The following is a 23,649-nucleotide window of genomic DNA, read 5'->3' as shown; positions in this document are numbered from 1 at the left end:
GTTTGGTAATTCTAAGGGTAGAATAGAAATTATGAAATTCAGAGCTGCTAAATTTAATTTAGAAAAGAAAGAGTATCCAGTTTCAAAATACTCGCTTCCCAAAGGTTTTGTGTTCCCTAAATGGGAAGGTAGAAAAGCATTAATAAAACCAACAGATTTTGAATATTGGCAGGAGAAATAAAACTACAATTTAAGCGAGAGCGTTATGAGCCATAGAAAAATTTATTATTTGTGCAGTTTACTGGTGACTTTTCTATTTTTAGGTTGCCAGCCAAAAGATACTTTTGCATGGAATGCAGGTTTGTCTGCGCCGAAGTATTACGGTAATGGCGGACCATTTGTAGAATATTTTTATAATGGTAAAAGTATTGGTGGTGCTTCTGCAAACATTGGTTCTGATCCGGGGTGGGGAATTACAAGTGGAGGATATGACGGTGGAGATAAATTTAAAGCTGTTCCCGATAGTGTTTCTGTAAAATGGATTTGTGCTAATGACGGATATTATTATAGTGGAGGATATAAACTACCTAGAGAAAAAATGATAGCCCTTTTCAAAAAAGATTTTATGGATCCTTTTGGTTTAGTAAGATATGGGTTAATAACTACAGGTATGGCTCTGGGAGGGAATGTTACAGTTTGGCTACAAGGAGGACAGGCAAGTACTGAAATATGCAAATTTAAAGTAAAAAGTATTGGTATATATAGAGAGAGTGAGGAAGCTGAGAGAATAGAATCAAAAATCTTAGCGTCAAAAGAATTTTTAAACGGTAAGGTAAATATATTTCGTTATTTACATGGAATTCCATATGATATTTGGGAAACAGGAGAAAAAAAGTATACTTATGATATTGTTTTTAGCAGCGAAGAAAAGTATGATTATGATATGATTTTTTATACTAAAGATGGATCATGGTTTGAGTTGAATGATACAAATTCATTTCTTCCATGGGGCTCAGATATGGCAGTAAATAATAAAAAAGTTAGAGTAAAGCATCAGTACAAATTGCCTGTTGAATTTCATTTTCAATGGTATTCTAAAGATGAAAAGGAATGGTTTAGTGGAAATATCGTTTTACCTCAAAATTTATTAAGTATGTTTTTAAAAAAGAAAAGCGATAAACTTTTAATAACAATAAAAAATAATACTGGAAAGAACTCAGTGGATGGTAATATTTATTTAGTTAATAATAGTTATAAAGATAAGATTATGACTTTTCAATTAGAGAAGTATGATGGGAAAACAAAAAGAACATATCCATATTATTCGCTTCCTAAAGGTTTTGTGTTCCCTAAATGGGAAGGTAGAAAAGCATTAACAAAACCAACAGATTTTGAATATTGGCAGGAGAAATAAGAATGGGAATTAGTTAAATTATACAGAAGCTTACAAATTTGAAAGACCTGATCGATTTAATCATTTAGCATTTTTTTTTATTTTACTATATTTTATTTTTGAATTGTTTTTGACTTATTAAATAGTAAATAATAAAATATATAAATCTGATTAATAAATTCTAATGTCATAAATATTATACTTGTAGACACACAAAAATCAATTAAAATTACAAACAAAAAAACCTCGACTTTTTATTAAATCGAGGTTTTCCGTTTTTTGTAAATTCAAACTAAAATCTTATTCCAAATTGAGGTGAGGATTTAAGATTTCGGCTAATTCATTGAGCCAATAAAAGCTGTTTTCTAATTTTGTTAACTCCAATTGAAGCGTTTCATTTTCTCTCATAAGTCCTAAAGCGAGAAGAAAGTTTGCCTGTCTTAGCGCTTTAGCCATTTGATCTGGCGCAATGGTGTGGTTAAAAAAATCAGATAACCTTTGTTCGGTTTCTTTTGAAAAAGTGTTTGTACTCATAATGTGAAGATTTAAGAATAAAAACCCTTATGCCTTAGCAGTCTTACGCTTCTTCACGGCGTCAAAGCCCTTTCGGAACTTTACTACATAACATAAGGGAAATTTAATTTTGTTCTTAATGTGAAGATTTAAGAGCCGCAAAGATAGTAAAACCCGCGTAAACATTATAAGAAATTCCGCAATCTTGTCTTTTATGAAGGAGAAATCTTCGCAAGAAACTCGACAAAGATTATGGCTACTTTGTCTTGTTTATGACGCGGATGATACTGATTCGCTATGCGAAGACACGGATTGATGCGGATTTTTTTATGCTGTTTAAAGTAGGCTCATTCTAGACGCTTATTTTTTTACAACCTCCTTTTTGTCCTTTTGTCATAATGAAATGTTGGGTTTGAATATTGAAAGAATTGTCTTTTGAAACCTATTTTCCTAGCCCTGATGGGAGGGAAAATCCTTTTGTGTCCGCCGCGGCGGACATAAAAGATTTGGAAGGACAGCAGGAATAGCTCCTGAAAAATCGAATTTCCAATTTTTTGATATTAAAAAAACCTGTCCAAAATATTCGGGACAGGTTTTGTAGTTTTCGGGTTATTTTAAAAGCACCTTTTTGGTAACGCTTTTATTTTCGTTTGTAATTTTTATCAAATACAAACCGGCAGCTTGGTGGGCTAAATTTATTTCGGTTACTTCTGCTTTTGCTTGTTGTTGCGAAATAACTTTTCCTTGTGGAGAAATTACAGCGATTACAGATTTTTCAGGAGCGGTAACGCTAAAAATATCGTTACTTGGATTTGGATAAATGGTAACAGTAGCTTTTTCGATATCAAATTGTTCCTGACCTAATGTTGCCTGTTGAGGTTGATAGAAATTACCGGTTAATAAAAACAGGTACAAGGTTTTAAGAGTTTGATTGAAATAACTATTCGGTTCATTAAGCTGATTAAGGTCGTTGTAAGAGGCATTTAAATGCGCTTGATTTTCGCCCGCCATTGCGGCGCAGGCAAAGGCGCCAACAAAAGTAGCATTGTGCCATTGTCCGCTTAATGTTCCGTTTTGGTTATAACCGTCTTTGATATTGGCAGAACCGCCAAGGTTTACACGAACAAAATCAGATGCTTTTTTAGCGTAGGTTTTAGCACTGGCATTGCCGTTCCACACATAATCGACTGCAATTCTCCAAGGAGTTCTTGCAGCATCATAACCATAGGATCTGCCCTGGTTGTTGTAACCTGAGGCTTGCGGAGAATAGGCGCCGGATTCCTGACACCAGTCTGATACTAAACCTCCAGCGGCATTGTTTACGGTTAAATTATTGTTGATAACGGTATAGGACTTTGCCGCAACTGCATTCCAAAAAGTGGTATCGTTGGTAAACGTACCAAAAATGCGGTAGTAGGCTGGAGAGAAATAAGAAGCGTTGGTGATTTGGCTTCCGCCGAATTGATCTCCAGGTTTTAGTACAAAAGTATTGGCTTCTACTTCGTGTGTTTTGATTGCTGCAATTAGGGTTGTTGCTGCACTTTTGTAGTTTATGGCTCCAGTGCTTCCCCATTGATAGTCGGCCATAATGAGCGCAAAGGCAACATCCAGTTCAGCATCGGTAGCGCCATTATAACCATTGGTGCCAAAAGAGCAACCGTTGATTTTCCAGTTCATTACGCCATTTACGTTGACATTGTCTTTATAAAATTGCCAAAAACCGTCAAACAGCGTTCTGTCGGTTGCGTAAACAGCAAGCAGCATTCCGTAACCAATACCTTCAGAAACGGTTTCGCCCGGATTATCAAATTTTACGCGGTAGCGTCCGTTATTGCATTGTTCTACAAAATTGATTTTCCAGAGATTGTAATTGTTCACCGCATCCTGACCACTTTTTGAAGCGGCCATAAGTCCGTTGCTAAAAGTAAGGTTGGCGGGAAAGGGATGCTTTTGTGCGTTACTTGTAAGGCACAAAAAAGCAATAGTAAAAACGAGTAGGTTTTTCATATTTAAAATTGTTTTAATTTGGGACCATAAAAGTAAGATTTTTTAGATACAAAAAAAATCCCAAACTAAAATCTGATGATTTTAATTTGGGATTCTCAATACGCTGAAGGTTATTATTTAACTTCTTCCTCTTCTTTTTTAACAGGAGCTGGTTGATCGTCTTTGGCAGCGTTCTTAAATTCCTTAATTCCGCTTCCTAAACCTTTCATTAATTCCGGAATTTTTTTACCTCCAAAAAGTAATATCACAATACCTACTATTACGAGGATTTCTGTTAGACCTAATCTTCCCATGATTGTATATTTAATGCCGAAGCAAATTTGTATATAATTTTAGGCAAAGGTAATTAGAATTAATAAACGACAATTGTTTTTAGCGTAATTTTTCATCTCAATTTACGTTAAATATTCTTTAAATTCCGTATTTAAGTCAATTCCTTCAAATTTTGGAAGCATCAACAACCTGATAAATTATTATATTTGCTCATAATACAGAAATTAAATGGCTAAGAAAAAAAAGAATTTCAGAAAAAAATTATTCACAAAAAATCGTTTGGTGATTTTGAATGACAATACTTTTGAAGAGATTTTTTCATTCAAACTCAATTTAATGAATGTTTTTGTTACGTTTACTTTAGGTGGGATATTCTTAATATTAATTACAACTTACATTATTGCTTTTACGCCTTTGCGCGAATTTATTCCCGGATATTCTTCTTCTGAACTGAAAAAGAATGCAACAGAATTGGCCATAAAATCAGATTCATTAGAAAAAGCGCTGAAAGATAACGAAGCGTATATCAAAGGAATTCAAAAGGTAATACGAGGTGAGCTGGAACATGCACATTTTAATAAAGATTCTATTCTGTCTGAAAAAGAAGAAGTTCCTAATTTAAATCTGGATGCAAGTAAAGAAGAACTTAAACTAAGAGAAGAAGTAGCAAAAATAGAACAGGAAGCTGGAGCAAAGCCTGAAGGTAAAAAGAAACAAGGTAAAAAATAATACTGCCAAAAATGTCTATTAAATCTATTGCTGCAAAAGTATTTGCTGCCAAAATATACAAGAGTACCAAATCCTGGGCTGCTAAACCTGTCGAAACACAACTTGCAGTATTTCATAATTTAATAAACACTGCCAAGAATACGCAATTTGGAAAAGACCACCATTTTGATGAGATAAAAACGATTCAGGATTTTCAGAATCAGGTGCCGATTCGTGACTATGAGGATTTGAAATTGTATATCGATAAAGTGCGAACGGGCGAAGAAAATATTCTCTGGAAAGGAAAACCGCTTTATTTTGCCAAAACATCCGGAACAACATCCGGAGCAAAATACATTCCGCTTACCAAAGAGTCTATGCCGTATCATATTACAGCTGCGCGAAACGCCATACTCCATTACATACACGAAACGGGTAAGGCTGGTTTTGTCGATGGAAAAATGATTTTTCTGCAGGGAAGTCCTATATTGACAGAGAAATACGGAATTAAATTTGGAAGATTATCAGGTATTGTAGCGCACTTTGTTCCTAAGTATTTACAAAAGAACAGAATGCCATCTTTGGCTACCAATTGTATTGAAGACTGGGAAACAAAGGTAAATGCGATTGTAGAGGAAACAATCTCGGAGGATATGACGATTATTTCGGGAATTCCATCTTGGGTTCAGATGTATTTTGAAAAGCTACAGGAAAAAAGTGGAGGAAAAACGATTGGCGAGTTGTTTAAAAATTTCAACTTGTTTATTTACGGAGGCGTTAATTATGAACCGTACCGCGCCAAGTTCGAAAAAATGATTGGAAGAAAAGTGGACAGCATTGAATTGTTTCCGGCTTCTGAAGGTTTTTTTGCGTACCAGGATTCTCAAAAAGAAAAAGGAATGCTGTTACTTTTGAACTCCGGAATTTTTTATGAGTTTATAAAAACAGACGAATTTTTTAATGAAAACCCAAAAAGGTATACTATTGGCGAAGTAGAGCTGGGCATAAACTATGCATTGATTATTTCGACAAATGCAGGACTTTGGGGTTATAATATTGGTGATACTGTTCAGTTTACCAGTTTGTTTCCGCATCGTGTTATAGTTTCAGGACGGATCAAACATTTTATATCTGCTTTTGGTGAGCACGTTATTGCGAATGAAGTCGAAAATGCAATGAGAGAAGCAACAGAGGGAACTAATATTGTAATTAGTGAATTTACAGTGGCACCGCAAATAAATCCGTCAAGCGGATTGCCGTATCACGAATGGTTTATAGAATTTGAAAATGAACCGGAAAACATCAATACTTTTGCCGCAACGATAGACGATGCCATGCGCAGGCAAAATATTTATTACGACGATTTGATTACCGGAAGTGTGTTGCAAAAAGTAGTCATAACAAAAGTATCCAAGAACGGATTTCAGGAGTATATGAAATCGCAGGGAAAATTAGGAGGACAAAATAAAATACCAAGATTATCGAATAATAGAGATATTGCAGATAATTTGAAATAATAAGGAACTTAAAGTTATAAGTTCGAAAATATACAAGCATGAAAGAGACCAAACATATATCAAGATCAAGAGCGCAGGAATCATCTGCAGCAATCGAAAAAATGTACATTACTATGCGCCATTTATTCAACCGTGGTTTTTATAAACCAATGGGAGTTTCGGGCGATAGTTTAAGAGAATCATTACTGGCATTACGTCCGGAAATTTACGGAAATATAGGCGAAGAAAAAGTAGAGCTAAACGGACTTTTGTACGTAATTGAGCGTTTACCAATTGGTATCGAGCAATGCCGATTTATCAACTTAACTTCGGACGAAGGATATTCGAAATCACATTTTCAGCCCATCGTTCCTCCAAAAAGAAGACGTAATTGTTACCGAATCGACGAGGAACAAATGAATGTCGAAATTACACGTGGACGTTCTGATATTTACGATATTTTGACGCATCTAACGTTTATTTTTATCGAATCGCATAAAATAAAAGACAGAGTTTTACTAGACGACGGAGGAGAAGTGTCCCGCGACTGGCTGAAACTGGAACAGGCGATTTTGCAGACTAAAAAATTATCGCTGGTAGAAAAAGAAAAAGCAATCTCGCATGTAGCTAATATTTTAGCACGAACATTCGAAGAGGTTTTAGATATCTACGATGCTTTTGGTTCTGAAAATGCTCCAGACCGATTTTTGCACGTCATCTATTGGTTAGGAAAATTAGCCATCGAAGAAATAGTTGGCAATAATAAGAGAACGATAACTTTTAGCCCTGTGTTAAGAGAACGTTTAGGACACCACATTCATGGTGAAATCTGGGCAACGAATATCAAAGAAGTTTTAAAGGCAAATAATCTTTTAAAGCGACCAATTCACGTTATTAGTGCGAACATGCACAGTGTAATGAATTCTATTTTTGCTACGCCAATGCTAAAAACGAAATTCAAAGACAAATCTGATTTTTTCATTTATGAAGAATTAAGTAAGTCGGGTTCAAAAGAAATTAGAGGGCAAGTAGAAGAATTGGCATTGAAGAACGGAATGATTTCGTTACCGGATACTTCGGGAACCAACATTGATGTTCAGATTTTTGATTCGGCTAAAATTGACTGGGCGAAAACAGCCTTTCCAAAAACGAAGCTTGATGAAGCAGCACCCGTTATTATTGTAATGGATTATGCTTTTGGTGAGCAGGCATACGAAACTATTGATGAACTTTTGAAACCGTATAAAAAAGATACTTTATTGGAAGTAAGATCGGTATCGATTATGGGTAAGGCTGGAATTCTTGAAGGAGGAAAAGGCGATATCATGATTCCGTCAGCACATATCAATGAGGGAACAGCTGATAACTATTTCTTTGAAAATGAATTAACTGGGGCTATGTTTGCCGGAAATGATATCGATGTGTACGAAGGCGCAATGGTTACGGTTCTTGGAACGTCATTGCAAAACAGAGATTTATTGAAATTCTTTTACGAATCGACCTGGGGTGTAATTGGTCTTGAAATGGAAGGATCATATTATCAGAAAGCGATTCAGTCCGCATCGAAAATCAGAAAAAGTGTGCCTCAGGATATTAAGGTGCGTTATGCTTATTATGCTTCTGATAATCCTTTAGAAACAGGAAGTACATTAGCATCAGGAGGATTAGGAACAACAGGTGTTAAGCCAACGTACTTAATTACCATTAAAATTTTAGAACAAATATTCAATATAAAATAATCCTAAATGAGTACAAAAGTACCCCAAAACCAATCAGATCAGGAAATTGATATTTTTGATATTTCAAAAAGTATAAGCAGTTTTTTTGACAGGTTAAATGCTGTTTTGTTCAGAGCAATTCATTTTTTTGTTCGAAACTGGATTTTAGCTTTGGTTATTGTCGCAGTTGGTTTTGGGTTAGGCTGGTACTTAGATAAAAACAAAAAATCATACGACAATCAAATTGTGGTGTCTCCTAATTTTGGAAGCGTTGATTATTTGTATGATAAAATAAATTTACTGCAAGCAAAAATAAGTTCCGGCGATGTTGATTTTTTAAAAAATGAGGTTGGAATTTCGGATCCGGGCGCGATTGGGAAAATAGAGATTAAGCCTATTACGGATGTGTATAAATTTGTTCATGAAAACAAACAAAATTTAGAACTCATTAAATTAATGGCTGAGGTTGGTGAAATTAAAAAAGTTCTGGAAGATAAGGTAACTAGTAGAAACTACACTTTTCATACCATTTCATTTATTTCAGGTAAGGCTGTAGATAGAAAAAATATTGCTGAACCAATTTTAAAATATTTAAATAATTCGGAATATTATGTAGCCGTTCAAAAAATTGGACGAAAGAATCTGGAGCAGGAGATTGCTCAAAATGATACTATTATTGCTCAAATAGATCGTGTTTTGAGAAGTGTGGGAAACAATGAAAGAAGTGTATCTCAAAACAACAAACTTGTTTATGTAAGTGACAGCTCGCCACTAAATGATATCATAGAAACAAAGAAGAAACTGATTGAAGAGCAGGGAGAAAACAGAATAAAATTAATCAGGTCTGATAAAACCATACAAGATGTTGATTTGAATTTAAACATTAATGACTCAAAAATTTTGGATGGAAATTTTAAATATTTACTTCCATTCTTCTTTATTCTAATTTTTGTATTCATTACTTTATTTATCAAATTTTACAATAGTCAGCTTTCTAAACATAAGCAAACTAACAGCTAAAAACGGTTTGTCATTTAAGCATCAAAATAAATTGAAAATCAAAGATATTCTTAGAAAAATTAAGCAAAACTCATTTATTAAGCGAAGCTTTATTACGCTGTTTTTAAGAATTTTTGGAGTTGTTCTTCTGTTTGGTTTCACTATTTTTTTAACGAAATCCTTTAGTCCTAAAATTATTGGTCAGTACGATTTTGTGCGTTCTTTTCTTTTAGCTATTGGAAGTATTTGTTTGCTGGGTTTTGATCAGTCTATTTTATATTTCAAAGGCCGTTTGGTTAACACGAGCGGAATTGGAGAATTAAAAAATATCTATGTAAAAATGGTTGCAATGCTTTTTGTGACGTCATTAGTAGTTCTGGTTATTATTTTATTAATTGACAAAAAGTTTATAAACAACTATTTTTCAGATCAAGAAGTATATTCGATACTCTTGAAAGGAGCTGCTACTTTATTTTTCCATGGATTATTTACTTTAAATACAGAAGTTTTTCGTGCTTTAGAAAAAATTTATGTTGCTGAATTATGCCGTAATATTCTAAAGTATGTTCCTTTAATTGTTGGTTCAATACTATTGTTTTATTGGCAAAAAGAAACCTATTTAGTTGATGTCTTTTTGATTGGTTTTGTAGCATTATCTTTTATAAGTTCCGTACTCGTTATTATTTATTTTAGAAATATTGTAGAACAGCACATTAATAATAAAGTCGAAATTTCTCCTAAAGAGGTTTTTTTAAAATCGTATCCGATTGCAATTAGCGGAATGGCAATTTTTTTGTTACTCTGTTTTGATATTATGTTTTTGAAGAAATATCGTAATGACGAAACGGTTGCTTTTTATTCTGTTGGAGTTAAGTTAATGACAATTGTATCTGTTATAATTGTAACGATCAATACTACAGTTTCGGCAAAAATTGCAGAACATTTTGCAACTCGAAATATCGAAGAATTAAAAAAAACAGTTACAAAAAGTGTACGTTTAATTTTCGGTATAACATTGCCGGTTGTAGTTATGATGTGTGTGCTATCAGCCTATATCTTATCTTTTTTTGGTGATCAATATATTGCAGCACAAAAAGCTTTTTTGATATTAATTATCGGTCAGGGAATTTGTTCAGCATTTGGAACAGCACCAATTTATTTGAATATGACAGGAAGACAACATATCTTTCAGATTATTTTAATTGTTGCTGTAATAATCAATTTACTTTTAAACCGATTTTTAATTCCCGTTTACGGAATGACCGGAGCCGCAATCGCCTTTGTTTCGAGTTCATTCTTTTGGAATTTTGTTTCAGCAGTAATCATTTATAAAAAAGATAAAGTCAAAGTATTTTTGAGTTAATACGATATAAAATGGATATTCAAAAAGAAGATGTTTTTTTTAGTATAATAATTCCGGTTTACAATGTCGAAGATTATCTGCGACAATGTTTGGATAGCATTATATGTCAGACCTATTCTCATTTTGAAATTATTTTAGTTAATGACGGTTCTACAGATTCTTCATTAGCTATTTGTGTAGAGTATCAAAAGAGATTACAAAACATTAAGCTTATTACTAAAGAAAATGAAGGTCTTTCTGCAGCAAGAAACGACGGACTGCGAAATGCTGAAGGAGATTATATTATTTTTACAGATAGTGATGATTTTTGGATGGGCGAAACAGTCTTAGAAGAATTAAACAATTTAATAAAAGAAGGACATCCTGATGTAGTGCTGCATGAAGAGACTCGTTTTTTTTCGGAGAAAGATGCTGTTTATAAAAACAACCAACGTTTCATTACAAATAAATCAGGGAAATTTGAAGATGAGGTTTTGAACCTTGTTTATTATGATTTGTTTGCTGCCAGCGCCTGGGATAAAGTGATTAAAAGATCCATTTTAACAGAAAACAAATTGTTTTTTCCTTTAGGGAAAAAATCGGAAGATATAGAATGGTGCGGAGAATTGATACGTTGTCTAAAGACATTTAGTATTTATCCTAAGTCTTTTTACAGCTATCGCCAAGCAAGATTAGGATCAATAACATCAACTGTAAATGAAAAGCATATACACGATGTTTATACGATGGTAAAAAAAGGTCTAAATTCACCATACAAAGAATCTGAAATTTTGAATCAGGCAATTCAAAATTACTGGGGATGTTATTATGTTGTGATTTTAAAAGATTTTTATGTACTATCTTCTAAAATGAGAAAGGCTGTATGGCGTGATATTTTTTCATGGAGATATCTATTAAAGAAAGGGAATAATATAAAGGTTGATAAAGTCATGGTGTTTTATAAATTTATGTCCTTTAGAATGCTGATATTTTTCCTGAACGGATACAGAATTAAAACAGCCATGAGTAAACAAAACAGAGTAAACAAAAGAAAATAGAAAAGTAGAATTAAAAAAATAAAAGGATAAAGTCAAGCAATATGCCAATACTTGTAAAAAAAAATAAAGCAGCGTTCCTGCTAATAGCAATGGCTAATTTGATTGTGGCTGGTTGTGTTTTTTTTATTTTACCACCCAAGTTTTTTTATGATGCCGCTATTATTATTTACGATAAAGGCAATGAAATAGGATTGATAGGAAGTTATCCGCTAACGATTCTATTTTATAAAATAACAGGTTTACGGCATCTTCCTTTTCCTGTGATAGGATTATTGCAATTCCCTATTTTAATTTATGTTTTGTATAAAATTGGAATCCCAAATGATTTTGAAAAACTGAATATAAAAAACGGCTTGGTTTATCTGGGCTTTTTTATGATTGCCGTTTTTATATCAATGCCATCTAAAGAGTTTATTACTTACTTGTCTGTTTCTACCATTGTTTTTGTTTTTATGAATGATAAAATTTCATTTCAAAAATCAATTCTTTGCGCCGTTTTTATTCTGTTTGTATTTGGTTTACTGTATCGTCCGTATTTTGCATTGATTCCAATAATAGGTTTTGGAATGTACTGTGTGAGTTTTATTAATTTTAAAAATAAAACCCTTTCGACCATTTTTTATGGTTTGCTAATAATAATTTTCTTGTCGTTATCCTATGGTGTTTTAAAAGGGCAACATTTCTCAGAGATTACCAGAGAAGTTGTAAACAGTACCAGAGTAGGGGCGCAAGATTCTAATTCCAGCATTACATCTCCATTAAAGGCAGATACGTGGTATGGGGAATTAGTTGCCATTATTTATGGATTCTTTACAGTTAACATTCCCATAAATGGACTAAAGCATATTTTATCGCCGCAAATTATTCTCTTTGTAATATGGCAGTTATTGCTTTTTTATATTTTGTTGGTTAGATTTTCAAAATGTTTAAAGCAAAGAAAAAAATACCGTTATGAACTTGCTATTTTATTGATATTGTTTTCTTTTTTTATAATTCAAGGTGTTTTTGAACCTGACCTTGGTTCGGCTGTTCGACATAAAATAGGTGTTTTTCCTTTAATTTATTTTGCATTATACTATGAATCTTTCCGAAAAGAACTTTACCCGAATATTTAATTTTTTCCTGATTTTAATAGCGGTGCTAATGATTTTTAGAAAACCTTGCACACTTTTGATAATCGTTTTTTCGTTGTTTAATCTATTGTTTTTAAAAAGATTACAATTTACAAAACAATCATTATTGTTAGCAGTTTGTATAGCATCACCTCTTATCTTGGAAATTGTATTGTTCTGGAAAAACGATTCATTTTCAGACGGATTAAAATCCTTAGAAAAAGATCTTTCTCTGTTATTGTTTCCGGTATTTATTTTGGGAAATTACCAACGTGTTCAGTTTATTAAAATTGTGCAGTATTATAGTAGCGTAACAACAGCGCTTTTGCTTTTTTTCTTTGTTCGCTTTTTTGTTTTTTACCCGGAGCTTGTAAATAAATATCTTAATGGAAATGATTTATGGGAAATGGGATATAAATTCGCAGACACATTAGGAATACATGCACCGGCGCTAAATATGCATTTGGCTTTTGTCGCTATTTGCAATCTTTATTTTGTTTTTTATAGTTTCAGTGTAAATGAAACACTCAAAATCAAAACAGGCCGTTTTATAATCTTTGCCGGATCTTTTTTCTTTGTTTTATTTGTAAATACCCGAATGGCATTATTTAATGCATTAGCAGGGTTTGTAATCGTTTTTTTCCTTGAAATTTTTAAAAAATACAATGTTCTAAAAGTGCTGATAACGTTCAGTATTCTATTTGTAGTTTTGAGTAGTCTGCTTTATGTATTTGTACAGCAAAATCCATACATGAAGCAAAAATATTCTTCTGTAACATTTGCCTACATGGATAAAATTGGAAAGCTTGATGAAATTGAAAATCCTGAAGTAAAAGTCTTTAATGCCTTAGTAACAAGGGTTTCAATATGGAAATCGGCTTGGGAATTATCAGTAAAAAAGCTACCTTTTGGAGTAGGTTCTTCAGATGGAAAACCCGAATTATTCAAATATTATAAAGAAACTAATCAGCAATTTCTAGCTAAATATGAGTTTCCAACGCATAATCAATTTCTTGATTTCCTGCTTAAATTTGGTATTTTAGGACCAGTTGTAGTTGTTCTCTATATTTTTACAATTGGGTATTTGGGATATGATTTAAAAAACGCAATAATTATTTCGTTTTTCTTTCTTTTTTTTACTTCCAATCTTACCGATGATTTTCTGATTCGTTTTGATGGAATAGCCTTTAGCGGTCTGTGGTTTTCTATTTTTGGAAGTTTTTGGCTTCAGCAAAAAATTACTGTTGATAAAGTAAAGCCAATTCTTTAAAGTTTTTGTTCTTATCAAATAAATCCAGGCATCTGGTGAGACCATTTTCTCCAAAAGTAATTCTCGTATTTGCGTCTTCAAGAATTTTAAAATAGAGATCTAATTCGTCAATATGATCAAAAAGGAAACCAGTATTTTTATGTACAACAATATCTTTATTGCCAATAATATTAGTAGCAACTACCGGTTTTTGCATTGCCATCGCTTCTAAAACGGCAATTGGTAATCCTTCCCACAGCGAAATTTGCATGTAGATATCAATAGTATTTAATTGTTCTAAAACTTTTTCACGGTCTAAAATCCATCCTGTGATTTTTATGTTTGGTGCTGTAATCAAATGATTTAATTCTCCATCACCAATCCAAAGAAAATTGTACTGAGGAAATCGTAAAGCAATTTCATTAAAAAATGAAGGATTTCTGGCAGCAGTTATTCGCGCAATAATACCGATGGTTAATTTTTCGTTTTGATGAGGTTTAGAATAACAACTAATATTTTTTACATCAATTCCGTTTCGAACTAATGCTGATTTTCCAATTTTGGAAGCAATTTCATATTCGCTATCTCCACAAGCAATAATAGTTCCCTTGAATAAACTTTGAAAAACTTGTTCAATTTGCCGGTAAATATTTCGGGTTGTTTTTGATATATCTGTTCTGAGAAAGGAATATCCGTGGGGAGTATAAAAAAGCTTTTTCTTTTTGAACATAAAAAAATAAGCAATTCTTCCCAGAACACCAGCTTTTGAGGAATGAAGATGAATGACGTCCGGATTAATTTTCTTAAGTTCTTTTATTAAATTATAAGTCGATTTAAAATCCTGAAAAAGAGAAAACTCACGAACCATATTAATCTCAATAAGATTAACTCCCGTTGAGAACTCACTTTTTATTTTATTTCGATCAATTTCTTTACGATTACCACTATAGATGATAGTAGTTTCTATATCATTCCTGATCTCATCATCACCAAAAGAATTTGATAAATCTCTGAAGTATGTGTAAACACCACCACCAAGAGCTTCAATAATATGTACAACTTTCACTTTGTGATACATTTAAATTGAACAGTAAAAACATTTTTCCTGGTTAGCATTTTATTCTTTGCAAATTTGAGACTAGGACAAATTTACACACAAAATAGAATTATGCAAGAGACAACCGAAAATCTTGCAGTTCCTATAGTATCCGCATTGTCAATTTTGATTACGAAGAAATGATACGATTCATTAAACGATAATATCTCTTTTAGAATAGTTTCTATAATTTTCAAATCAGTTACATTTGCGATGTATAAATAATTACTATGAAAAGAATACTTATCACCGGAGCAGCAGGATTTTTAGGATCGCATTTGTGCGACCGATTCATTAAAGAAGGCTATTATGTTATTGGAATGGATAATCTGATTACGGGAGATCTTAAAAATATAGAGCATTTATTTAAGTTAGAGCATTTTGAATTTTACCACCACGACATCACCAAGTTTGTACATATTCCGGGTGATTTAGATTATATTTTACATTTTGCTTCGCCGGCAAGCCCAATAGATTATTTAAAAATTCCAATTCAGACCTTAAAAGTGGGATCATTGGGAACACATAATTTATTAGGTTTAGCACGCGTAAAAAAAGCAAGAATATTAATTGCTTCCACGTCGGAAGTATATGGAGACCCGCTGGTTCATCCTCAAACAGAAGAATATTACGGAAACGTAAATACTATTGGTCCGCGTGGTGTTTATGACGAAGCAAAACGTTTTCAGGAATCCATTACCATGGCGTATCATACTTTTCATGGTGTAGAAACCAGAATCGTACGTATTTTTAATACTTACGGACCAAGAATGCGTCTCAACGACGGACGTGTAATTCCTGCCTTTATCGGACAGGCACTTCGTGGAGAAGACTTAACGATTTTTGGAGACGGAATGCAAACGCGTTCTTTTTGTTATGTAGACGATCAGGTCGAAGGTATTTTCAGACTATTGCACTCTGATTACGTATTTCCGGTGAATATTGGAAACCCTGACGAAATTACAATTAAAGATTTTGCAGAAGAAATCATTAAATTAACAGGAACTAACCAAAAGGTAGTCTATCACCCATTACCAATAAATGATCCTTTACAACGTCAGCCAGACACTACTAAAGCAAAAGAATTATTAGGTTGGGAAGCAAAAGTAAGCCGTTCTGAAGGAATGAAGATTACGTATGATTATTTCAGATCACTTTCTAAAGAGGAACTTTCAAAAGAAGAACACAAAGATTTTTCAAATTACATAAAATAATAAGCGAATTGCGCAAAGACAAGATCTCCAATGAACGATTTAGTTTCTATTATAATACCAACCTATAATACTGAAAAGTTCATTGGTGCAACTTTGCAATCCGTTCAAGACCAAACTTACCAGAACTGGGAAATAATTTTAGTCGATGATGCTTCGACAGATGACACGGTAAAAATAATACAGGATTTTGCCGCTAACGATCGCAGAATAAAACTTTCTGTATTGCCTAAAAATTCAGGAAATGGATATGCCCGAAATGTAGCGCTCGAAAAAGCAACTGGAAAATACATTGCTTATCTGGATGCCGACGATTTGTGGTTTCCGACGAAACTCGAAAAGCAAATACAATTTCTGAAAACAAATAATCTTCCTTTTACGTTTAGCTTTTATGATTGTATCGATGAAGATGGAAATTCATTGCACAGACGAGTAGAAGCGCCTCTGAAATTAACCTATAAACAATTGTTTTTTTGTAATTATGTGGGTAATCTAACCGCCATTTACGATGCTGATTATTTTGGAAAAGTAGTAATTACTGCAACACAAAAAAGACAAGATTGGCGTTTGTGGCTTACTATTGTAAAACAAATAAAAGAAACAAAACCGGTACCGGAACCTTTGGCGTTTTACAGAATCCGAAAAGATTCTATTTCATCTTCGAAAGTAAAATTGATCAAACATAATTTTCAGGTGTACCGCGATTTTCATGGTTACAATCTGATTTTTTCTACAGTACTTATGATTCGGTTTTTATTTACGCAATTGGTTATTAAACCGAGATATATAAAAACGATCTAATTAAAGGCTTGATTTAAACTGTTTCAATTTCCCGCGATTCGTTCTTTCCAGAACCATTTTTCGGGTAAAAGTAAAATGCAAATTCGGTTCCAGATAAAGTGCAATTGCCTGTTCTATTTTTTGAATTTGTTCAGAATTTAATGCTGTCATGCTAACATATTCAATTTCAAAAGTATCTAGTTTAGTTTGTTTGATGATAAACTCTTTTACGTTTCCATCATCTTCAATAATACTTTTCGTTACATAATAAAACGTCAGTCCAGGCGATTTTTTTCCGCTGGGCAAAAGCGCAACATCATTGGTTCTTCCAACTAATTTTTTTAAGATTGGTTTTTGCAGCGTACTTTTTTCGTCTAAAATACCAATATCTCCAATGTCGTATCGAATAAAAGGATTTGCTTTGTTGAATAAAGAAGTAATCACAATTCGGCCTTCTTTTCCGTAAGGAAGCACTTGATTGTTTTCGTCTAAAATTTCAACAAAAAGCGTTTCAGCATTAATTTGCCATTCACCTTTTGGATTTTCAAAAGCAATTAAATCCAATTCAGATGCTCCGTATTCATTGATAATCGGAATACCAAATTGCTTTTCCAGTAATTTCTTATCCGATTCAAAAAGCATTTCTGAAGTAACAAAACAAGCTTTTAAAGAAGGACAGATTTCTTTTAGAATAAGATTATTTTGTTCTAAATATTTGGCAAACAAAACAATTGAACTCGTGTAACCATTAATGTAATCGAATTTTTTTGTTTTGAATTTTTGAAGAAATTTTTCTAAAACAGCATCAGACAAATCGAACACCGGGAATCGAAACCGGCGACTCAAAAAATCTTTAAAACGTTCTTTTTGGTAGCCAACAAAATCCATTGGAATTCCATAAAAACGCGCTTGATACGAATGATTAAAATCGATTTTGAACCAGCCAAAACGCATAATGTTAGACGCCCAGGTTAAGGCATGCGCATACTTATCTTTAGCAAAAATAAAAGGTGTTCCGCTGGATCCGGAAGTTTTGTTGAGGTACACATCTTTTAAAGAATATCCTTTTGACAATCTTTCTTCGAGAGGTTTCTGTAAATTTTGTTTATTAAGAATGGGTAACTCTTCCCATTTTAAATCGTTTCGGTTTTGAACTAATTCCTGATAAAAAGCGTTGTTGTTTAAATGGTAACGGACAATTTCTTCTTTTTTATTCTGAAGAAATTCGACATATTCTTTTTCAGATAAACTCACAATTTCATTCAATTCGGCTTTGGCCTTCTCAATCGGAAAACCATTTAATTTTAGGGAAAGGTCGAAAAGAGAAATCATTAAACAGCTTCTTTTATATCGTAAGGTTTAATCGATCTAAGTTCCTGACCTTTATTTGATTCTTCTTCTTCGATATCATAATCATCCTGAAGACCCAGCCAAAATTTAGCTGAATTTCCAAAATAATGACTTAATCTCAAAACAGTATCTGCCGTAATTCTTCGGTTTCCTTTAATGATTTCTGAAATTCTTGTTTGTGGAATTTTCAAATCCTTTGATAAACGGTAAGGTGTTATATTTAGCGGAATTAAAAATTCTTCTAGTAAGATTTCACCGGGGTGTATGTTTTTTAATTTTTCCATTTCAATAATTTTTAGATCCAAATGAAATTATCATACGTTTCGCTTTACTAACGTCGAAAGTAAGTAAAAAAAATTATTATTTAAGGTTAAAACCCACTATTTTTGCACCACAACTAAATACAACTATACCATGACAATTTTACTATTGGGATCAGGCGGAAGAGAGCATGCTTTTGCGTGGAAGATGATTCAGAGTCCGCTTTGCGAAAAACTTTTTGTTGCACCTGGAAATGCAGGAACAGCTGCAATTGCTACAAACGTTGCAATGGCTCCAACCGATTTTGAGGCAATCAAAACATTTGTATTGCAGGAAAATGTAAAGATGGTCGTGGTAGGACCAGAAGATCCTTTGGTAAAAGGGATTTACGATTATTTTAAAAACGACGAAAGTTTAAAAGATATTCCGGTTATCGGACCCTCAAAATTAGGAGCTCAATTAGAAGGAAGTAAGGAATTCGCAAAAGAATTCTTAATGAAACATAACATTCCAACTGCTGCTTATGACAGTTTTACTGCTGAAACAGTGGAGAAAGGATGTGCTTTTTTAGAAACGTTACAGCCTCCTTATGTTTTAAAAGCAGATGGATTAGCAGCTGGAAAAGGAGTTCTGATTATTCAGGATTTAGAAGAAGCTAAAACAGAATTGAGAAACATGCTGGTTCATGAAAAATTTGGAGCGGCAAGTTCTAAAGTAGTTATCGAAGAATTTCTGGACGGAATAGAATTAAGCTGTTTTGTACTAACAGATGGAAAAAGCTATAAAATCCTTCCAACAGCAAAAGATTACAAACGTATTGGAGAAGGCGATACAGGTTTAAACACAGGTGGAATGGGAGCAGTTTCTCCAGTTCCTTATGTAGATGCTGTTTTAATGGAAAAAATTGAAACGCGTATAGTAAAACCAACAATCGAAGGTTTTCAGAAAGATGGAATCGAATATAAAGGATTTGTATTTATTGGTTTGATCAATGTAAAAAATGAGCCAATCGTTATTGAATACAACGTGAGAATGGGAGATCCTGAAACAGAAGTTGTGGTACCGAGATTAAAATCTGATTTGGTAGAATTGTTTTTATCAGTTGCCAATCAAAAATTAGATGAATTTACATTAGAGGTTGATCCAAGAAGTGCTACTACAATTATGGTGGTTTCGGGCGGATATCCTGAAGAATTTGAAAAAGGAAAAGTAATAACAGGATTAGAAAATATCACAGATTCGATTGTTTTTCATGCCGGAACAAAATTAGATAACGAAAATGTCGTTAGTAATGGAGGACGTGTATTGACAATAACATCGTATGGAGACGATTTTCAACAGGCCATAAAAAAATCTTACCAAAATATAGATAAACTAAATTTTGATAAGATGTATTTTAGAAAAGATATTGGCTTCGACTTACTTTAAGAAAGAGTGAGCTGTAGTATCTTGGTTTTCTGTTCCTGCTTCATCAAAAATGCGTAATTGTTTAATCCAATAAACGATTGCGCATGAACAGATGATCATAAAAATCCAGTTAATTGTATTTGCACCAAACCAGGTAATAAGTTCAAGGCGACGTAAAAAGTCAAGTGGAGCAAATAAAATGTTAACGAATAAGTATTGTATTCCTTCAAAAAAAGCTGTCATAATTTATAAAATTATATGTTATTATTGTTTGGTAACGCATTGAAGAGAAAATTCAATAAGTAGAATCTTTTTTCAACTTGTTGATTTTCCTTTTAAACAAGTATTATATTTACAATCACAAAAGTATAAAATATCCTTATGATAACAAGTGTTTTTAAAAAATCTACACCATTAAATTATTCACTGGTCGTAATTTTGATACTGGTTTTCTTTTTTCTGTCTCAAATTCAGGAACCAGCCTGGTTGGGTTCAAGCTTTTTTGTGTTTCAAAAAGTAAGTTTGTTATGTGTTACTTTTGCCTCTTTTTTTCTGGTAAACTTCATCGTAAAAAAGAACGGACTCAGTAAAGACAACGGTTACGCGATTTTCTTCTACTTGTTGTTTATTTTATTTTTCCCCACAATATTCAATAATCTCAATGTCATTTATGCCAACTTTTTTCTTTTGCTGGCGTTGCGAAGATTAATTTCGCTACAATCTTTAAAAAATTCAAAAGAAAAAATATTTGATGCTTCTTTTTGGATTTTAGTAGCTGCTTTATTTCAATTTTGGAGTGTATTGTTTATGATTTTGGTATTTATATCCATTATATTTCACGCTTCAAACGATTATAGAAACTGGGTTTTGCCATTTCTAGCATTTATAGCAGTGTCAATACTCTTTTTACTGGTGTCTCTGATTTTTCATATTGACATAATTCAATTTTTTAAGCAACGTGCCGTAGTAGATTTTAGAATCGATTATTTTAAAAATAATTACGAAAATGGAGCCCTTTCGATTTATGCTGCGGTTGTTTTATTCTTTGTGTTTTCGATGTTAACAACGCTTTCGAACAGACCACAAATTGTACATTCTTCATACAAAAAAGTAGTAGCCTGTTTTTTTATAGCGATTGCAGTATACCTTTTTTCACCAGACAAAAGCAACGATTTGTTACTGTTTAGTATTGTGCCTTTGTCGATAATGGCAGCCAGTCACATAGAATACGTTCATCAAAAACTAAATAATGAAATTGTATTCTACGCACTGATTTTGTGTAGTTTATTTACTTTTTTCTCGCAGCTATAATTTGCTACCATAAGCAAGATCACCGGCATCACCAAGTCCGGGAACAATGTAGTTTTTCTCGTTTAATTTCTCGTCAAGCGAAGCAACCCAAAGGTGACAATTGTCCGGAAGGTTTTCTTCCAGATAGGCAATTCCTTCAGGAGCAGCAATAACAACCACAATATGAATTTCATTTGGAGTAGCATTCTGAATTAGCTTTTCATGAACAGCTACAATAGATTGTCCTGTTGCCAACATCGGATCAAGAAGTAAAACCGTTTTATTATTGATATTGGAAAGTGCTTGATATTCAACTAAAATTTCGAAATAATCATCGTTATTTGGATGATGCCTGCATGCCGAAACAAAACTGTTTTCAGCATGATCAAAATAATTCAGGAAACCATTATGAAGCGGTAATCCGGCTCTTAGGATGGAACATAAAACCAAATCGTTCTCAATTTCGGTTGTTTTTTTAAAACCAAGCGGGGTTTGAATTTCGACATTTTTATATGACAATTCCTTGCTAAGTTCATACGCCATAATTTCACCAATTCGCTCAATATTTCTCCTAAACCGCATACTGTCGTTCTGAACATTGACGTTTCTGATTTGACCAAGAAAGTGATTAAGTACGCTATTATTTTCAGAGATATAATGAATTTTCATAATGAAATTTTAAAATTATTAATTGTAATTTTGTGAATAACGAAAAAACAAGTCATTTTTTCGTACCATAAAAGTATAAAAAGTATCTTTGTTACTCTAAAAAAATTAAATACATGTTTTCAAAATTAGCATATTCCGTATTTGAACAAAGTATCAAAGATTATCACCAGTTTGATAATGTTGATCAGCCTATAAATAATCCGCATCCTAAAGATAAATTCGAACACTTATTATATTTGAAAAATTGGATTGACACGGTACAGTGGCATTTTGAAGATATTATTCGTGATCCACAAATTGATCCTGTAGCGGCATTAACACTAAAAAGAAGAATCGATGCATCCAATCAGGAACGTACTGATATGGTAGAATACATCGACAGTTACTTTTTGCAAAAATACAATGATGTAAAAGTAAAAGATGATGCAAAAATTAATTCAGAAAGTCCAGCCTGGGCTTTTGACAGATTGTCTATTCTGGCATTAAAAATTTATCACATGCATGAAGAAGCTACTCGTGCAGAAGCTTCGCAAGAACACAGAGATAAATGTCAGGAAAAATTAAACATACTTTTAGAGCAAAGAACCGATTTATCAACAGCAATTGATGATTTGCTTACTGATATCGAAAATGGAGATAAATTCATGAAAGTGTACAAACAAATGAAAATGTACAATGACGACGAATTGAATCCTGTGTTGTATCAAAATAAAAAATAGTTGGCAAAATTTTCCAATACAATTAAGCATATAGCCGTCATGAGACTTTCCGCAATGGGAGATGTCGCCATGACGGTTCCTGTTTTACGTGCTTTTGTAAAACAGTATCCGGAGGTAAAAATCACCGTAATTTCACGTCCCTTTTTCAAACCATTTTTTGACGGAATTCCAAATCTTTCCTTTTTTGCTTTTGATGAAAAAGAACGTCACAAAGGTTTTTTTGGACTTGTGAGATTATTTCGTGACGTTCAAAAATTAAAAGTTGATGCCTTTGCAGACCTTCATAATGTTTTAAGATCGAAGGTAGTAAGTTTACTTTTCGCTTTAAGCGGAAAAAAAAGAGCTACTGTAGATAAAGGTCGTGAAGGTAAAAAAGAACTGACCCGCGAAGAAAATAAAATCTTCAGACAATTACCAACGATGTTCGAAAGACATGCGAAAGTGTTTGAAGAGCTTGGTTTTCCTTTGGATTTATCAAATCCGGTTTTTCCTGAAAAAGCAGTTTTGAGTGCCGATATTTTAGAAATAATAGGAAGCCAAAATCAGAGACTAATCGGAATTGCTCCTTTTGCACAATACAATTCTAAAGTTTATCCGCAGGATTTAATGCAGAAAGTTATTGCAAAACTAGCAGCGAACAAAGCATATAAAATAGTGCTTTTTGGAGGTGGAAAAAAAGAAATTGAAATTCTGAATTCTTTTGCTGAACCATTTGAAAATGTAATTAACATGGCTGGAAAAATAAAATTCCAACAAGAGTTACAATTGATTAGTAATCTTGATGTTATGCTTTCTATGGATTCCGGAAATGCACATATTGCGGCGATGTTAGGCGTAAAAGTAATAACCCTTTGGGGAGCCACGCATCCGTATGCAGGATTTTTACCTTTTAATCAAACATTGGAAAATGCTTTGGTTGCTGATCGAAATCAATACCCAAAATTGCCAACATCCGTATACGGAAATAAAATAGTTGAAGGTTATGAAGATGCAATGAGAAGCATTGCTCCGGAAACAATCGTCAATAGAATTAATTCGGAATTATAACAAGTAAATTG

Annotated in this window: 24 protein-coding genes; 16 read left to right on the top strand and 8 right to left on the bottom strand. The window is 33.0% G+C overall.

What is annotated here, in order from left to right:
* Window positions 1-181: hypothetical protein (locus B0A66_RS22820; RefSeq protein ID WP_165766584.1), on the top strand; the 181-nt coding region annotated here is incomplete at its 5' end.
* A gap of 24 nt (window positions 182-205) precedes the next feature.
* On the top strand, window positions 206-1,354 hold the full coding sequence (locus tag B0A66_RS05215; protein WP_089048799.1) for a DUF2931 family protein: 1,149 nt from the start codon (window positions 206-208) through the stop codon (window positions 1,352-1,354).
* 279 nt (window positions 1,355-1,633) lie between these two features.
* Here B0A66_RS05215 and B0A66_RS05210 read toward each other — a convergent pair whose 3' ends face one another.
* The 3 genes from B0A66_RS05210 to B0A66_RS05200 all read right to left on the bottom strand — a co-directional run bounded on the left by B0A66_RS05210 (window position 1,634) and on the right by B0A66_RS05200 (window position 4,146).
* On the bottom strand, window positions 1,634-1,867 hold the full coding sequence (locus B0A66_RS05210; RefSeq protein WP_089048798.1) for a hypothetical protein: 234 nt from the start codon (window positions 1,865-1,867) through the stop codon (window positions 1,634-1,636).
* Window positions 1,868-2,455: 588 nt separating this feature from the next.
* Window positions 2,456-3,853: a glycosyl hydrolase family 8 gene (locus B0A66_RS05205; RefSeq protein WP_089048797.1), complete on the bottom strand. Its 1,398-nt coding sequence runs from the start codon at window positions 3,851-3,853 to the stop codon at window positions 2,456-2,458.
* 113 nt (window positions 3,854-3,966) lie between these two features.
* Window positions 3,967-4,146: a Sec-independent protein translocase subunit TatA/TatB gene (locus B0A66_RS05200; RefSeq protein WP_089048796.1), complete on the bottom strand. Its 180-nt coding sequence runs from the start codon at window positions 4,144-4,146 to the stop codon at window positions 3,967-3,969.
* 208 nt (window positions 4,147-4,354) lie between these two features.
* On the opposite strand from B0A66_RS05200, the gene B0A66_RS05195 reads away from it, so the two are divergent.
* From B0A66_RS05195 to B0A66_RS05160, 8 genes are all read left to right on the top strand, one after another.
* Window positions 4,355-4,855: a peptidase gene (locus B0A66_RS05195; protein WP_089048795.1), complete on the top strand. Its 501-nt coding sequence runs from the start codon at window positions 4,355-4,357 to the stop codon at window positions 4,853-4,855.
* Window positions 4,856-4,866: 11 nt separating this feature from the next.
* Window positions 4,867-6,351: a GH3 auxin-responsive promoter family protein gene (locus B0A66_RS05190; RefSeq protein ID WP_089048794.1), complete on the top strand. Its 1,485-nt coding sequence runs from the start codon at window positions 4,867-4,869 to the stop codon at window positions 6,349-6,351.
* 38 nt (window positions 6,352-6,389) lie between these two features.
* Window positions 6,390-8,069, top strand: a complete 1,680-nt coding sequence (locus tag B0A66_RS05185) for a DUF6909 family protein (RefSeq protein ID WP_089048793.1) — start codon at window positions 6,390-6,392, stop codon at window positions 8,067-8,069.
* A 6-nt stretch (window positions 8,070-8,075) separates the two neighbouring features.
* Window positions 8,076-9,068 (top strand): hypothetical protein, encoded by a 993-nt coding sequence (locus tag B0A66_RS05180; RefSeq protein ID WP_089048792.1) that lies wholly within the window; start codon window positions 8,076-8,078, stop codon window positions 9,066-9,068.
* A gap of 31 nt (window positions 9,069-9,099) precedes the next feature.
* Entirely contained in the window at window positions 9,100-10,410 is a 1,311-nt protein-coding gene (locus B0A66_RS05175) for an MATE family efflux transporter (protein WP_089048804.1), read from the top strand.
* An 11-nt stretch (window positions 10,411-10,421) separates the two neighbouring features.
* On the top strand, window positions 10,422-11,447 hold the full coding sequence (locus B0A66_RS05170) for a glycosyltransferase family 2 protein (RefSeq protein WP_089048791.1): 1,026 nt from the start codon (window positions 10,422-10,424) through the stop codon (window positions 11,445-11,447).
* A 41-nt stretch (window positions 11,448-11,488) separates the two neighbouring features.
* Window positions 11,489-12,562: a hypothetical protein gene (locus tag B0A66_RS05165; RefSeq protein ID WP_089048790.1), complete on the top strand. Its 1,074-nt coding sequence runs from the start codon at window positions 11,489-11,491 to the stop codon at window positions 12,560-12,562.
* A 124-nt stretch (window positions 12,563-12,686) separates the two neighbouring features.
* Entirely contained in the window at window positions 12,687-13,829 is a 1,143-nt protein-coding gene (locus tag B0A66_RS05160; protein WP_244283389.1) for an O-antigen ligase family protein, read from the top strand.
* Here the strand turns inward: B0A66_RS05160 and B0A66_RS05155 are convergent.
* Entirely contained in the window at window positions 13,798-14,874 is a 1,077-nt protein-coding gene (locus tag B0A66_RS05155) for a glycosyltransferase (protein ID WP_089048803.1), read from the bottom strand. The two genes, B0A66_RS05160 and B0A66_RS05155, sit on opposite strands and share 32 nt — an antisense overlap.
* A 260-nt stretch (window positions 14,875-15,134) precedes the next feature.
* Between B0A66_RS05155 and B0A66_RS05150 the strand changes: the two genes are divergently transcribed.
* Both B0A66_RS05150 and B0A66_RS05145 read left to right on the top strand, forming a co-directional pair.
* Complete coding sequence (locus tag B0A66_RS05150) at window positions 15,135-16,118, top strand: UDP-glucuronic acid decarboxylase family protein (protein WP_089048788.1); 984 nt, start codon at window positions 15,135-15,137, stop codon at window positions 16,116-16,118.
* Between the two features lie 30 nt (window positions 16,119-16,148).
* The gene (locus B0A66_RS05145) at window positions 16,149-16,916 is read left to right on the top strand and encodes a glycosyltransferase family 2 protein (RefSeq protein WP_089048787.1); all 768 of its coding nucleotides are present in this window, start codon (window positions 16,149-16,151) and stop codon (window positions 16,914-16,916) included.
* Here B0A66_RS05145 and B0A66_RS05140 read toward each other — a convergent pair whose 3' ends face one another.
* Window positions 16,917-18,227, bottom strand: coding sequence for a phenylacetate--CoA ligase family protein (locus B0A66_RS05140; RefSeq protein ID WP_089048786.1), 1,311 nt, complete (start codon window positions 18,225-18,227; stop codon window positions 16,917-16,919).
* Window positions 18,227-18,529: a HigA family addiction module antitoxin gene (locus tag B0A66_RS05135; protein WP_089048785.1), complete on the bottom strand. Its 303-nt coding sequence runs from the start codon at window positions 18,527-18,529 to the stop codon at window positions 18,227-18,229. Before B0A66_RS05135 ends, B0A66_RS05140 begins: the two co-directional genes overlap by 1 nt.
* A 130-nt stretch (window positions 18,530-18,659) precedes the next feature.
* On the opposite strand from B0A66_RS05135, the gene purD reads away from it, so the two are divergent.
* Entirely contained in the window at window positions 18,660-19,934 is a 1,275-nt protein-coding gene (purD, locus tag B0A66_RS05130) for a phosphoribosylamine--glycine ligase (RefSeq protein ID WP_089048784.1), read from the top strand.
* Here purD and B0A66_RS05125 read toward each other — a convergent pair.
* Window positions 19,926-20,156 carry a DUF6341 family protein gene (locus tag B0A66_RS05125; protein WP_089048783.1) on the bottom strand — a complete coding sequence of 77 codons (231 nt, stop codon included), beginning with the start codon at window positions 20,154-20,156 and terminating at the stop codon, window positions 19,926-19,928. The genes purD and B0A66_RS05125 overlap by 9 nt on opposite strands.
* Before the next feature lie 138 nt (window positions 20,157-20,294).
* Between B0A66_RS05125 and B0A66_RS05120 the strand changes: the two genes are divergently transcribed.
* Entirely contained in the window at window positions 20,295-21,224 is a 930-nt protein-coding gene (locus B0A66_RS05120) for a DUF6427 family protein (protein WP_089048782.1), read from the top strand.
* On the opposite strand, the gene upp is transcribed toward B0A66_RS05120, so the two are convergent.
* Window positions 21,219-21,872 (bottom strand): uracil phosphoribosyltransferase, encoded by a 654-nt coding sequence (gene upp, locus B0A66_RS05115; RefSeq protein WP_089048781.1) that lies wholly within the window; start codon window positions 21,870-21,872, stop codon window positions 21,219-21,221. The genes B0A66_RS05120 and upp overlap by 6 nt on opposite strands.
* A gap of 113 nt (window positions 21,873-21,985) precedes the next feature.
* Between upp and B0A66_RS05110 the strand changes: the two genes are divergently transcribed.
* Together B0A66_RS05110 and B0A66_RS05105 are read left to right on the top strand one after the other, a co-directional pair.
* The gene (locus B0A66_RS05110; RefSeq protein ID WP_089048780.1) at window positions 21,986-22,591 is read left to right on the top strand and encodes a DUF4254 domain-containing protein; all 606 of its coding nucleotides are present in this window, start codon (window positions 21,986-21,988) and stop codon (window positions 22,589-22,591) included.
* 39 nt (window positions 22,592-22,630) lie between these two features.
* The gene (locus B0A66_RS05105) at window positions 22,631-23,638 is read left to right on the top strand and encodes a glycosyltransferase family 9 protein (protein ID WP_089048779.1); all 1,008 of its coding nucleotides are present in this window, start codon (window positions 22,631-22,633) and stop codon (window positions 23,636-23,638) included.
* The last annotated feature ends 11 nt before the right edge of the window (window positions 23,639-23,649 follow it).

Origin of the sequence: Flavobacterium hercynium (assembly GCF_002217285.1) — a bacterium.
Classification (GTDB): domain Bacteria; phylum Bacteroidota; class Bacteroidia; order Flavobacteriales; family Flavobacteriaceae; genus Flavobacterium; species Flavobacterium hercynium.
The sequence above is the reverse complement of the archived record's forward strand: the minus strand, read 5'-3'. Positions and strand labels throughout refer to the sequence as shown.